The organism is Bradyrhizobium sp. UFLA05-89, assembly GCF_059803475.1.
This window is the reverse complement of the sequence record NZ_JBANBA010000165.1, coordinates 1-13,248: the sequence shown is the minus strand read 5'-3', so window position 1 is coordinate 13,248 and position 13,248 is coordinate 1. Positions and strand designations below refer to the sequence as shown.

The following is a 13,248-nucleotide window of genomic DNA, read 5'->3' as shown; positions in this document are numbered from 1 at the left end:
ACCACCCATGAATCATTGAAAAATTGATTCGGGAATCCTATAAAGCACGGCAAAACCGACAATCTGCCAAAGTAGTGCTAGACTGTGTACGCATAACGCCTTGCGGCTTCGCCAAAACACATACTGACTGGTTCCAATATGCTAAATTTTCGCACGCTATTGTCTAAGCTAGGACGGGGATATGCGCCGACGTGATTTCATCGCGGCATTTGCGGGCGCTGCGACATGCTCGATTGCGGCGAAAGCACAGCAGCCAAGGAAGGTCGCGCGGATAGGTTTCCTGGTCACGCCGTCGCTTGAATCTCCCGAGACGCGCACAATTCTCAACGCTTTTTACCAAGGCTTACGCGAACACGGCTACATCGAGGGTCAGAACGTAATTGTGGAGGTCAGAGCGGCGAACTCGAAGATCGAGCGGTTTCCGGCGTTGGCCAACGAACTTGTTAGTCTCAATCTCGACGTCATCATGGCTTCAAACTCGGTAGCTGGTCGTGCCGTACAGCAAGCGACCACAACAATCCCGATTGTTTTTCCCGTGATGGATCCCGTTGGTGATGGGCTTGTTGCACAGCTCGTCCCTAAGCGTTTGGCTCTGCTCAAGGAAGCGCTTGCCACAGTTATCATAGTAGCGGCCCTCTGGCATCCCGGTGCATATGGCACGCGCACGATGAACGATATGATGAGTGAGGCCGAAGGGGCAGCTCAGACCTTAGACTTGCAGGTTCGTTTTGTTGGTGCGCGGGATCCTGACGAATTGGATAAGGCGTTCTCCGCGATCGCCGATGAGAGAGCTGATGCCCTTATGGTATTTCCCAGCCCGATGCTTTTCGCCGAGCGAAAACGCATTGTCGACTTCGCCGCAAAGCTCCGGCTGCCGCTAATCGCAATGGGCAAGGAGTTTGTGCAATTGGGTGGCCTGATGTCCTATGGAGCCGACATCACCGACTTCTTCCGGTTAAGCGGCGAGTACGTGGATAAAATCCTCAAGGGTGTCACGCCAGCCGACCTGCCGGTCGAGCAGCCGACAAAGTTTGAATTGTTTCATCAACCTCAAGACCGCGAAGGAGCTTGGCATCGGACTTCCCGCGACGCTGCTGGCCCGTGCCGACGGGGTGATCGAATAGCGTCCCTTTTGCTGCGATGCATGAGTCCCCCATTACCCGAATGACCGCGCGCCTCGTCGAGGTCTGGTTGGGATATAGCGGACCAGATTTGCTCACACTGAATTCTTCGCATTTTGACTCTGAGCGGTCGTCGTCGGCGAGGGGCCAGCGCTTCCGAAAACCGACCCTGTCCCTCGTTATCCAGCCGGTTTCCAATGTGCTAGTTTGAAACTAGCGATCGGTTATTGCTAGGCTTGGCGCAGGGGCGGGGGACATGAGACGACGCGAGTTCATTGCGGCAGAGCCACAGGGGAGATTTCGCATGAGGCGGGCAGTGCTCATTTGCGCGGTGCTGGCCTTGCTTTCGCCGGGATATTCGGAAGCCACAGAACGGGTTTGGCACTTGGGTGTGCTCACGCACCCGGGGTCCGCTGGCGGTGGCGCTGTCGGTTCTATCATACTGCCCTACTTGGCGACCCACGGCTTCGTCGAAGGTCGTAACTTAGTCCTTGATGTTCGTCTGGGTACGGAGGAGCAAATGCCGGCACTCGCGCAGGCGCTGGTTGGCGATAAGCCCGATGTCATCGTCGCCACGTCCGATTGGGCGCTCCATGCCGCTCGCGAAGCGACGAGCACAATTCCGATTGTCGCCGCACCAATGGGTCAAGACCCAGTCGGCGCCGGCGTGGCCGAGAGCTGGGCGCACCCCGGCGGCAATATCACGGGTGTTTGCCTTATCGCCTCGGAACTCGAGATCAAGCGTCTGTCCCAGCTTCATGAGGCCCTGCCGTCGGTGCATCGCATTGCAGTGATGTCAAACCATCGCAAGCTCGTGGAAGGGGGGTTACCGCTCTTGCACAAGGCCGCTGCCGAGATCGGACTTGAGTTGGTCGAAATCTGGGTCGAAAGCCCGAATGAGTACGCAGCCTCGTTTGATACGATGCGCGCGCATGGCGTGGAAGCCCTCGTGATCGTGCCTACCCCGGAGCTATTTCGCGACAGCGAAGCACTCGCCGCGCTTTCGGCGAGAGCCGGATTACCGACCATTGGAGGCTTTCGCGAGAGCGCACAGCAAGGTCTGCTGATTGGCTATGGTCCAAGTCTTAGAGAACTTAGCCAGCAGGCAGCGAGCTATGTAGAGCGCTTGTTCAATGGCGCGCGCGCGGGCGAGTTACCCTTCCAAGGTCCCACGCATTTCGACTTAACCATCAATATGAGGACGGCCAAAGCGCTTGGCATCACGATCCCACCGTCTCTCCTTGTGGGAGCCGAAATTATCGACTGAGGCCTTCTGATGGCCCAGAGCCGAACAACGGTTGAACGTACCATGTCCGGCTATGGGCAGCAGATCGGTCATTGGTGCTCGCCCATCTGCACTGCCGTTTTCGAACAACAGGACACTCGCTGCGTCTTTCTCAAATGCACAGGCCCTGGATTCGCTCCAAGGTCCCGCCGTGCGGCGGGCCCAAGGGCATCAAGCGCAGCAGCAGTTTTTGGATTCGCCGACCTTAAGGCGGCTGAACAGGGCCGCCAACCGATCACCTTCGGCTTGTTGCGCGGTGAAAATCGATCAGCGGCTAGAGCGATTGGAAGGCCGGCCTTCATTCGAAGGTGCGGGCTCAATCGAGCGCTGGATCCGGGTCGAGTGTCACTGGTTTTGCGCCCGGTCGATCGACCCATTGTTTGCCCGTATTGTTATAGGTGAAACTCGTGGCGGTTTCTGGCAGCATGGTCGCATTCCACTTGTTCCATTCGGCGACGAGACGATCGTAGATATCCTTGCGCCGCTCTTTCAGATTAGCGCGCTCCATCGGATCGTCGGCAACGTTGAACAGAAATGTATTGTCGAGAATCTTTAGATATTTCCAGTCCCCGATGCGCGCGGCACGCTGCCAGAGCGCCTTGTAGCGCCAAAACAACCGCCGCTCCACCGGAGGCGCGCCCTCCGAAAGCTGTGGCAGCAGATTCATCCCGTCCGATGGATAGGCCGGATCTTGTGCCGCGCCGGCTGCGGCAAGCAGCGTTGGAAGCCAGTCCATATTCGCGGTCACCTGCTGGCTAACGAGGCCCGCGGGGATGCGCGCGGGCCAGGAGACGAGGGCAGGAATGCGCAGACCACCCTCCAAAAGCTCCGTCTTACGCCCACTGAAGGGCCAAGTGTCGGAAAAGCGTTCGCCGCCATTGTCGCTGGTAAAAATCACGATCGTGTTGCTGGCCAGGTCGTGGTCGTCTAGCGCCTTCAAGACGCGTCCAACCTGATCGTCGAGTGCAAGTATCATCCGCCGATACGTCTCGCTCGAACCGCCGTCAAGGTGGAACAGATTGCGTCCTCCAAGACGCTCGGCCTCGGCTTGGTCCTCCGGACCTTCCCAAGGCCAGTGGGGGGCGCTGAAATGAAGACTAAGGAGAAACCGCTGGTCCGCACGTGCATAATCTTCAATGATCTTCACCGCCCGATCGCCAAGAAGGGTAGTCATATAGCCGGTTTGAGATACTGGTTGGTCTTCGTCCCAAAGATCCGGCTTACCCTCCGTGTCGACGTGGAGGAAATAGTCAACCGCGCCGCTTCTATAGCCGTAAAAATGGTCATAGCCGCTCCTCAAAGGACTAAATTCAGGCAGGTTGCCGAGGTGCCACTTGCCGACCAGCGTCGTGCCGTAACCGACCTTCTTCAGAAGCGACGGCAAAGTCGGATGCTCTGGCGGCACGCCAATGCCTGGTTTTGTGACTCGCGTAATCGGCTCTTCCATTCCAACCGGCAATCTGGCTTGGTACCGGCCTGTTATGATAGCAACGCGCGATGCCGTGCAAACCGGCGAGTTGGCGTACGCTTGGGAAAAACGCGCACCCTGCATGGCAATGCGATCGATGTTCGGCGTCATGAAGTCGCGTCGACCGTTGCATGAAATATCCGCGTAACCCATGTCGTCGGCGACGATGAATACGATGTTTGGCCTCTGCGGCTCGGGCTGAGCGAGAGAAGCGGAGGTGCCCAACGCCAAGGTAACGCCGCCGGACGCAGCGCTCCGAAGAATTGTTCGTCGCGTGTATTTTGTCCTCATCGCTTGTCCTCCCATCCTTTGGACTTTCGGCCCGGCTGATATCGTGTCGCCCCGAGCCCCTTTAAACTTGACCATGTCTGGCTCGCAGGCCTGACCGATCACATTCTTGGGGAGACTGGAGCCAAGGACCTCACGTTCGAACAACAATTGCTATTCAGAATGAATCTATCATTTCGAGACCGCAAAGGCACGTGGCGACGCTTCACATGCTGCGGTGTATGAGCCTGTTCTTGGCATGGCCGTGCGCCTCGGCCGCGTCTCCGATCCCACAACCGGCTGCATGCAACGCGTTAGTGAGGGCCAAGGGATCTGCAAAGGTACCGACTTTGATTGTCTTCCACATCGAAGCTTCGGCGGCAGATCTGATGGGACTTCTTGGCGTGCTCGTTAATGGAGTCTTCTCGGACCTCAGTCGGTTCGACAGGACGTCTCGCGCCGTGCATTGCGCGCGAGCTTCGCTTGCGAACAAAGCCATCCACGCCGTGAAGAGCGTCGCAATAATGAGAGTGCTACGGCGCCATCCTATCGAACAATGCGCCAGGGCATATTTGGACGGCGTGTTCGGCCTCATGGCAATCTAACCCCTCGAAAGGCTAAATTGAAAACAGAACATGCGGTCACACTGCGGCCACACGGCCTGACCAGATGTGAAGCCGCTCACACCGCATTAACATTTTTCCGTGTCGAAACGTCGTTACCGGCCCTCAGCGAACCCGCACGACAACAGTTGTGACTAGAAAGAGACCCGCCTCCAATTCATTGGACGGAGGGTAGTGTGTCAAAGCAACCATGCCCAACGTACTTTGGAATGTGTCCGAGGGCGGGACACAAGGGCTCAAGTATTCCAATTTCAGTATTTCAATCTCCAAATCAACGGGCGGCAGTCCGTAAGCGCACCGTCCGTTCACGTCGGATCCCAAGAGGATCAGCGCAATTCTACTCTAGCATCGTTGAGACCATACATCGGGGCCGGGAGGCACGGGCGCCTGCAGTCGGTTGAACCAGGACGCTCCCATCGATTGTCCGGCCACATCGATGCTCATGCTCTCGACCATGCCATCGCGAACCGTTCCCGTGGCGCGCGAGAGCTGGATCGGACGCGGATAGTCGTGCGCCATGTTCTCTTCACGGCTCCAGGTCATCTTGACTGGAACATCTTCGATGGCCATCGCGAGTTCGATCGCCTGCAACGCATAGGTGTCGTCGAGTCGTGCCCCGAAGCTGCCGCCGATCGGCTGAGCGTGCACGTAGATCTTCTCTTCCGGCAGTTTCGTCAGCTTTGCCGCATGCCCACGGAGGAAGACCGGGATCTGCGTTCCCGTCCAGATGTCGAGCCGTTCCTTCGTATAGAGCACAACCGCATTCATGGGCTCGAGCGGCGCGTGGGTCAGATATGGAGTCCGATACTCCGCCTCAATCGGCTTAGACGAGCCGGCCAACGCCTTGTCGACGTCTCCGTCATTGCGAAGCCGGCTGTTCTGCTGGTCTTTGGAGAATGAATTCTCCAGCACCTTCCACATTCCAGCCGAGTCGGCCGGATAAGGAGGATCGTTCCATTCGATCTTGATAGCGGCTGCAGCTTGAAAGGCTCTCCAGGTGTTAGCGATCACGCCCACGCCGTCTTTGATGGGGACGATTTTTTTGACGCCTCTCATCTTCTCCGCGCTGGCGCATCGTATCGTTTGATCGTGCCTCCCATACCGGGGTTGGCGCGGACGGTCGCGTACACGACCCGGTCCGGACGAATATCAATCCCGTATTGTTGCGTACCGGTAGACTTGGCGACGATATCGATCCGGCGCATCTTCTTGCCGATGTAGCGCCACTCCTGTTCCGGCCTGAGCGTGACATCGGTCACCGGTGCAAGCTGCGCTGCCTCAGCGGCCAGTTCCGCGTATGTGAGGGATTTGCCATCGGGCAAGATGACCTGACCGTCCTTGGTCTTCAATTGCGATCGTGACACCCCCGACCTTCTGGCCGCCGCCTCCTTCAACGTCTCGCGCGCGACCGCGCCCGCCATGCGGAGTTTTTGATAGCCGTCGGGTACAGTGGACGAGCCCCCCGTGATCTGCATACCGAGAACGCGGCTCAACACTTCGCCCCTCCCCGCGCCCCACGCGCCATCATGCCATCGTCGATCGTAGAGAACGGCAGGCTGTCGTCCATCACCCGGCTGTTGAAGTAGGCCGGACTTGGTGGACCAGGATCGATGCGAACCTTGTGCGGATCCACGTCAAGCTCTTCGGCAATCAGATGAGCCTGGATGGAATACGCGCCTTGGCCCTTGTCGGCGCGCGGAGTGATGAGCGTAACGCCCTTTGCGTCGACGCGGACGTAGGGCGTGATCGCGGCTTCCCCAGCCTTGAGACCCTTGAGCAGCGGATTCGGAGGATCCTGGCGCAATCGGTAATAGCCGAAGGCGACGCCACCGGCGATCGCAGCGGAGCCGATCAGGAACGTGCGTCTTGCAATCGTCTTGAGCCGAGCCACGTTATTTCCCTTCATCATCTGGGCGGCAGTTTTGACGGCGCTGTGGATGCGCGTGTAAGTCCCGCATCGACAAAGATTTCCGTCCATGGCTTCGGCGATTTCGGAGTCCGAGGGATCGGGGGTTTTGGACAGCAGGGCCGCTGCAGTCATCATTTGACCGGACTGACAATAACCGCACTGCGCGACCTGGTGCTCGATCCAGGCCTGCTGAACCACATGCAGGTTTGCCGGAGTCCCCAGGCCCTCGATTGTCATGATGTTGCCGCGGACCTCGCCAGCGTTGATCGAGCAGGAGCGAACCGCGGCACCGTCGATATGAACGGTGCACGCACCGCAAAGGCCCGCACCGCAACCATACTTCGGTCCCGAGATACCCAGCTCGTCTCGAAGCACCCAAAGGAGCGGCATTTCCGGTTCGACGTCCAGATCGTAGCGCTTACTGTTGACGGTCAACTGCATTGCGAATGCTCCTGTAGTTGCGAACAACGACACCTGCCCGCCTGTCGATCAGAAGGCCCCGCAGGCGGCAGCTGCGGAATAGTCAGAGCCAGCGGCGAACCTCGGCCTTGTAGCGGCGGTAGTCGTCGCCGAACTTCGCCTTGAGATAGCGCTCCTCGCGGGCGATCACCTGCGTCTGGACCGCGATCAGCACCGCGGCTCCGGTCGACATGCTCGATCTTGGCGGCCAGGCGAGATGTTGTAGCGAATGGAGCCAGTCAAAAAAGCTCATCCGGGGCGATTTGGGAAATGATCATACTCGCCCAGCAAATCGCGACCAACCGTGGAGATCGCGCGGATGGATCTTTTCGAGCGCATTTTCATCGGCTTGGCTGTCGCTGGCGGGGTCTCACCGCCGCTATCATGATGCTGGGCGGTTAGTCGTCCCAAATCCGCTCGCCGCAGCCACATTCGTAAAGCCGAACGGCACCACCACCGCTTTTTCGATGATTGAACTAGCTGTGCTCGGCGCGGTTCTTGAAGTAGTCGAGAACGAACAGGCGTATCGCGGACGACAGGTTATTGTGCTGGCGGTTACGGTCGATCTCACCCACCGGATCCGACAGCGTCATGCTGCGCCGGCTGGAGATCTCCTTCATGCCATTCCAGAAGGCCTCTTCCAGGCTGACGCTGGTCTTGTGGCCGCCGACGATGATGGATCGTTTCCCGACTGATTTCATGGCTATTTCTCGCGCTCGATGGCCGACGCGCAATGTATCAAAGCAAAGCCGCGCGCGTCAGAGGGCGGGGTTCGATGTCGCGTGCTCTCTACTTGGCGCGCTTCAGGCGGCGCTTGCCTCGAAAGGGCGCGGCTGCTCCTTCACCACCCGCTGCACGACTGACGTGCCGACGCCGAGCTCCCGACCGATCTTCAGGATGCCCGTGCCGTCCTTGTGGAGGCGCAGGATGCGCTTTTCCAGCTCGGGCCTGCTCATGCCCCAGCGCTTCTCGTCCTCGCTCCGCTCGACCTTGCCTTTGCTGTCGGGCTTCTTGTGGCCGCGGCCCAGCTTGATGCCGCCGGCCTTGGCCCTCGTAAGCCCGGCATTGACGCGCTCGACGATCATGATCGCTCGAACTCAGCGAAGACGCCGCACCTCTGGAACGTGGGCGACCGGATGGTGTGGTCGTGTCGATAGCCTGCTGATGCAGATATAGATTGCAGTGGAGAGCCTGTAATTCGTTCAGGAAGCCGACCAAGTGCTGCAGACTGCGGCCGAGCCGATCGACGGACCAGGCGGCGATCATGTTGATACGCCGCGATGTGGCGTCCTTGAGCAGCCTGTCAAAGCCAGGGCGTTTCTCCCGACCATTACGACCAGAGATGCCGGCATCCTCATAGATATCGACGATCTCCCAGCCTGAGCGGGCAGGCAACCGCCTCAGCTCGCGGCGCTGGTTCTCGGTGGTCTGGCCATCGGTGCTGACCCGGAGATAAACGCCAACTCGCTTTGCCATGACTGCAGCCTCCAAACTTGACGCCGCATCATACCCGAAGCCAGACTTTCGCCGAGCACATTCGTGAACGATATCCGTGAGCATCAGTCGGCATTTTCGGGTGGGTTTTCGGTATAAGGCCGCAATATGATGCCGCGCACCTGACTGAAACCAGAGCGGCGCGGCCCGCGTTACGTGGTCAGCGGGCGAGACACACCGCCCGCAGCGCGGCCCCAGCAGACGACGGGGAGCTTGTGCCCAGCTAGTTCCCGGGGCCGCGCCCTCGATCACGTCGGCCCGGGGCGGAATTTTTAAAATCAGCCAGACGCGCGAGCCGGGGCGGCCGACATACATGCACGCACACGCCGCATTCGCAAGCAGTCTGGACCTGGATTTGATGCTGCGCGATTTCGCGCCCTCGCATCCTCGGCGGCATTGATTGTCGCTGGTTTTTCTTCTGGCGCTGCCCAACTTCGCGCATCCCACGCGGAATTTGCCGCAGTCCTACGCACCTGGTCTCGTCCACCCCATGCGGCGGCCGGCACCTATAACGGAGGCGGTCTTCGAGAAACCCACCAGCCCGCGCAGGCGTTATCAGTAGCGCGGCTGCAGCACACCGCGCGGTCGCCGGGCGCGGCGGGTCGGGACTCCACGGCCAGGCAGCGCCCGGCACAGGGGTGTAGGAATTTCTCGCAGCCGTGCGCGCGTTAGAAGTCTGGGTCAACTTTCTGACGGTGCCGTCAGGAAGTGTGTGGCGCTGACCGCATGGCCGCCTAGCGCGATGAGCGTCGCGCGCGTGAGGTGGGTCGTCAATGCCGGAGCATTCGCGCTGAAGTGAGAACATCCTCGTCCGAGAATTTCTTGATCTCTAGTCCCAGACGCTCCACCTCTTCGCCAAATCCTCGGCCATGCAGTAGTAGTCGATAAAGCTGCTTGACGGCGTGATGTGTCTGTGGACCAGCGCGCGTAGCTCTCGCCTGAACTGCTCATTCCCGACTGTTGTGCCCGTTAGTTGGGGCGGCAGGGGCGTGTGGGGCATGGGCACAGCGCTCCTCCTTTGCAGAGCACAATCGCCACCGATTGCGCTTGTTCCTGCTCGCGGGCACGGGACCACTTGGATTGGTGGGCGGGGCAGATGCAACTCAGGATAAGATGGATCATGCGGCCCTCATTCGCCTGAATCGCGCGCACGGATTGTCATTCACTTAAGTGAACGCGCCGGGGCAGAGGCTCGGCAGGATCGGCCATGCCGGACATGATCCCCGGCAGAGTGGTTATACCTCCCACGGTCTCGGCTCACCCCAAAGGCCGAGACCGTTTTTTTACGCGGCGGCGTTTGGTAGCCCGGAACGGCGGAGGGTGTAGGATTTCTTCTCGGGGGGTGTGCGCGTTAGTTAGGTGGCGCGACCCATTAACACAGTGAAACTTGACAAGTTAGCCTTCGGAATTAGGTTAGGAACACGCGCTGGGCTAGAGCGTCCGGAAGCTCGTGCGTCAGCGCTTTGTCAGCACCCGCCTTTGTTTTGGCCGGAAAGATAGCGCTCAGCAGTCTTTCCCTGCCCTGGCCGAAAGGCAGGGCCCTTTCTTCCAAAAAGTTAATGTTTTGACGCGGGGTACCGCGCGTCGAGGAGAGGCAACCAAATGAAAAATCATTGGAACGCCACCAACATGTGGCGTCGCTCCGCAACTAAGGAGCGATCCGGTGAAGTCGGACGACAAGACCATCAAAACTCGCATCGTTCGTACGACACTTTGCGTAATTTTCACGATCACACTCAACGTCGCAGGTCACTTGGAGTTTTCCTGGGGCCACAGCGATGTTCCCAAGCACCGAGCCCACCTGCTGCCATACGCGCGCAATCAAAATCCATAAAAAGCACCGGTGCCACTAATTACTCAAGCTGGCGTCTGAGACGAGGGCTTTTTTTTGGAATGAAAAGAAAAAATCGGGGACTCTCAATCGAGTAGCGCCGGCCGATATGATCCCTACAGCTCCTTCCTGAAAGCGTCGCTGCTGATCTTCAGCTTACATGAGACGCTATGAAGCGGCACTTAGTTGCCGAGAAGGAGCCGCAGGGTAAAGGTGAAGAAGACGGTCACAAAGGTTGGCGCGAGCCGAAAGAAGATCGAGCGCCGGCTCAGTTGCTAGTGCGGGAACATGCGATATCTCAAGCCGACCCTGATATTGGCATATGCGCTGATAACGCCTGCGTTCGCGCAAACTTGTTGCCCCACCGGCTGTGCGCGAGACGGCAATCGGTGCGTGGCCACAGGCCCGCTGTGGACCAGTTGCATACCTATCGCCTGTCCCGAGGATTCTCGAACGTACGGCGAGTCCGTGGGCCCTACGCGCAAGCACCGAACCGCGGTGCTCGTTCGCCGGCCAGCGCGCGCTTACGTGGTGCCATCTCAGATTCCGGCGCAGTGCCCATTGACGAATCCGACCAAAGCACAAATCGACGAGACGACCGCTAAGTGCGTGGATTCGTTAGCCCGAGATGCGCAGTCGCGCGAGTGCTTTGTCGAGGATGATGCAGGTCGCGACGAAGACAAAAGAACTGGCCTGAACTGCTATGATCGACAAACTGCGCTTGCGAAACAGTGCCTAAAACGCTGTGCCGGTTACGCATCTGATGTGACACATTTGGTATGCGCCGGCAGCTATCCGAACACCATTTGGCGTGTGTCTTTTGGAGATATCTCGGACGACGCTGTTGGTTCAACGCATATAGATTTCTGCGGGCCTCAGCTAAGAGCCAGAGTTTCGAGCCAGCAGCGGCAGACGCGATAAGACTAGCAGTGGCGAAATTCGGTAAAAGAATATCGCGCTTCATTTGCTACTGTTGCCCTACCCGATCACCTCGGGTCGAGTGCGTTTGGTTTTTGACGGTTAGGCGTTTGCCGACTACTAAGCTCGTCATCGCACGCTGGCTGCACCGGAAATCTGCGCAGTAGACGAGCACGCCAAGCACAAACATGCCCGCATTTCGCTGAAGTGATTTTCTGGGGTCGCGGTTGCGAACATGTAGCACCGGCAAACCGCAGGCGGTTGGACTGCAAGTCATCGCCTAGCCATCAAATTCGTTTCGTGGTTTTGACCCCCCGAAATCAGGCGCATCGCGACGTGGCCTGAAGAGAGGATCGTCTGGTCTTCCCCTCTCGCCATCTATTTTCGGCCCAGGTCGAGCCAGCGACAACGATAATTAAATCGATCCTAAGTTCCCCCTCATCTGCTCGGACGACTCAAGTGGGCAGATCGGGACGTACGTTCATGGCGCGCGCCTTCAGCCGGATGAACTGTGTCCGAGCGCACATACGCACTGGAGCGCTCAGGGCAAGTATTGCCGCTAGCAGGAGAAAATATTGCCGCTAGCAGGAGTGAGGTATGACCAATCCGACGCTGTCTGCGCTGCTCACGGCAGCGCTTTTGCTCGCAGGCGTAGGGGCAGGCCATGCAGCGGTTCGGATTGCGGACGACCCAGGTGGGCGGATCGGGACGTACGTCGACAGGTACAGCACACTCCGCGCTTCAGGCCAAACGGTGATGATTGATGGCCTTTGCGCTTCGGCCTGCACCATCCTCCTCTCGGCAATCCCTCAGGATAAGATTTGTGTCACCTCAAACGCGACGCTTGGGTTTCACGCCGCCTTTGATTTCGCGGGCGATGGCCGAATTGTCACTAATCCTGAAGCAACCCAGATACTCTATTCGGGGTATCCGTCCCAAGTACGGCGATGGATTGCAAATCGCGGCGGTCTTACCCGCAGAATGATCTTCCTGCGCGGCAAACAGCTACAAGCCATGTATCGCCCTTGCCACGCCGAGCCCGGTGTTGCCGCGGCGATGTCAGCAGGATCTCCGTTTGCTGCCGACGCTGGCATCAACGGCGACTAAAGGGCGGGCACAGTTTGGGCCACGGGCACGTCACGGCGACGGCTACAGCCCGTTTGAATGGAGCCGCGGCAAGCTGGCTCTCTATAGCGCACCACTCGATTGGGACCTCCTTCTAGGTTGCGCATAAACCTCGAGGCTCTCACAGGTGGGCGTCTTGGGCCGATCGGTATGATCTAGCTACCCACTCAACTTTATTTCGGTAGGCGAACCGGCTGCATGTCGGAACGAGTCTTTCCTATTCGTCTTGAATCCCAGCCGCAGCAACCCGGAGTTCCGCGTAAGGCCGCTCGAGCCAATTGGAAAGGCTTCTTGCGTCTGTCCCTCGTCACCTGTCCGGTCGCGCTCTATCCCGCGACTTCCGAAAGCGAGAAGATCTCGTTCAACCAAGTCAACCGGCAGACAGGGCACCGCATCAAATACCTGAAGGTCGACGCAGAAACCGGCGATGAGGTGTCCAATGAGGACATCCCCCGATCCGGGTAGCGCGCGGCCCCGATCCGGGCGGTGGAGATCGCGGCGTGAGGCCAACCGCAAAGGCCCGCAAGCTCGCTATCGAAGCGCTAAGTGAACGTGCGGCGGCAAGGGCAGCAGATATCGCGCCAGTCACTGCGGAGCTACAGGCGGGGCGCAACGAGTCTGAAGGCCATTGCAACTGGCCTTACCGAAAAACGCATTGCGACCGGCGCGCAGCAAGAGCGCATGGACCGAAACGCAGGTCGCACGCGTGCTCGAACGCCTACAATAATTCGAAAAGAACTTTTCAAAC

Annotated in this window: 8 protein-coding genes and 4 pseudogenes; 4 read left to right on the top strand and 8 right to left on the bottom strand. The window is 58.8% G+C overall.

Annotated features, from left to right (window positions below; genetic code table 11):
• Positions 1–181 precede the first annotated feature (181 nt).
• The gene (locus SO139_RS42995) at positions 182–1,168 is read left to right on the top strand and encodes an ABC transporter substrate-binding protein (RefSeq protein WP_474803297.1); all 987 of its coding nucleotides are present in this window, start codon (positions 182–184) and stop codon (positions 1,166–1,168) included.
• Between the two features lie 257 nt (positions 1,169–1,425).
• Positions 1,426–2,388 (top strand): ABC transporter substrate-binding protein, encoded by a 963-nt coding sequence (locus SO139_RS42990; RefSeq protein WP_474803294.1) that lies wholly within the window; start codon positions 1,426–1,428, stop codon positions 2,386–2,388.
• A gap of 334 nt (positions 2,389–2,722) precedes the next feature.
• Here the strand turns inward: SO139_RS42990 and SO139_RS42985 are convergent, their stop codons facing one another.
• From SO139_RS42985 to SO139_RS42950, 8 genes and pseudogenes are all read right to left on the bottom strand, one after another.
• Positions 2,723–4,165: a sulfatase family protein gene (locus tag SO139_RS42985; protein ID WP_474803291.1), complete on the bottom strand. Its 1,443-nt coding sequence runs from the start codon at positions 4,163–4,165 to the stop codon at positions 2,723–2,725.
• A 941-nt stretch (positions 4,166–5,106) separates the two neighbouring features.
• Complete coding sequence (locus SO139_RS42980; protein WP_498541932.1) at positions 5,107–5,820, bottom strand: molybdopterin cofactor-binding domain-containing protein; 714 nt, start codon at positions 5,818–5,820, stop codon at positions 5,107–5,109.
• Positions 5,817–6,257 carry a hypothetical protein gene (locus SO139_RS42975; RefSeq protein ID WP_474803285.1) on the bottom strand — a complete coding sequence of 147 codons (441 nt, stop codon included), beginning with the start codon at positions 6,255–6,257 and terminating at the stop codon, positions 5,817–5,819. Before SO139_RS42975 ends, SO139_RS42980 begins: the two co-directional genes overlap by 4 nt.
• 413 nt (positions 6,258–6,670) lie before the next feature.
• Positions 6,671–7,114: pseudogene (locus tag SO139_RS42970) on the bottom strand ((2Fe-2S)-binding protein); the annotation flags it as partial.
• A gap of 82 nt (positions 7,115–7,196) precedes the next feature.
• Positions 7,197–7,307 (bottom strand): annotated as a pseudogene (locus tag SO139_RS42965) (methyltransferase family protein); the annotation flags it as partial.
• A 301-nt stretch (positions 7,308–7,608) separates the two neighbouring features.
• Complete coding sequence (locus tag SO139_RS42960) at positions 7,609–7,833, bottom strand: ribbon-helix-helix domain-containing protein (RefSeq protein WP_474803282.1); 225 nt, start codon at positions 7,831–7,833, stop codon at positions 7,609–7,611.
• A gap of 102 nt (positions 7,834–7,935) precedes the next feature.
• The gene (locus SO139_RS42955) at positions 7,936–8,217 is read right to left on the bottom strand and encodes a hypothetical protein (RefSeq protein WP_498541933.1); all 282 of its coding nucleotides are present in this window, start codon (positions 8,215–8,217) and stop codon (positions 7,936–7,938) included.
• Positions 8,218–8,317: 100 nt separating this feature from the next.
• Positions 8,318–8,608, bottom strand: a pseudogene (locus tag SO139_RS42950) (recombinase family protein); the annotation flags it as partial.
• Between the two features lie 3,364 nt (positions 8,609–11,972).
• Between SO139_RS42950 and SO139_RS42945 the strand changes: the two are divergent.
• Together SO139_RS42945 and SO139_RS42940 are read left to right on the top strand one after the other, a co-directional pair.
• On the top strand, positions 11,973–12,482 hold the full coding sequence (locus SO139_RS42945; protein WP_498541931.1) for a hypothetical protein: 510 nt from the start codon (positions 11,973–11,975) through the stop codon (positions 12,480–12,482).
• 237 nt (positions 12,483–12,719) lie between these two features.
• Positions 12,720–12,950 (top strand): annotated as a pseudogene (locus tag SO139_RS42940) (Ku protein); the annotation flags it as partial.
• Positions 12,951–13,248 lie beyond the last annotated feature (298 nt).

Coding starts and splice junctions, on each gene's coding strand:
- SO139_RS42980 (WP_498541932.1), bottom strand. CDS start 5,820: ATGAGAGGCGTCAAAAAAATCGTCCCCATCAAAGACGGCGTGGGCGTG.
- SO139_RS42995 (WP_474803297.1), top strand. CDS start 182: ATGCGCCGACGTGATTTCATCGCGGCATTTGCGGGCGCTGCGACATGC.
- SO139_RS42985 (WP_474803291.1), bottom strand. CDS start 4,165: ATGAGGACAAAATACACGCGACGAACAATTCTTCGGAGCGCTGCGTCC.
- SO139_RS42960 (WP_474803282.1), bottom strand. CDS start 7,833: ATGAAATCAGTCGGGAAACGATCCATCATCGTCGGCGGCCACAAGACC.
- SO139_RS42945 (WP_498541931.1), top strand. CDS start 11,973: ATGACCAATCCGACGCTGTCTGCGCTGCTCACGGCAGCGCTTTTGCTC.
- SO139_RS42955 (WP_498541933.1), bottom strand. CDS start 8,217: ATGATCGTCGAGCGCGTCAATGCCGGGCTTACGAGGGCCAAGGCCGGC.
- SO139_RS42990 (WP_474803294.1), top strand. CDS start 1,426: ATGAGGCGGGCAGTGCTCATTTGCGCGGTGCTGGCCTTGCTTTCGCCG.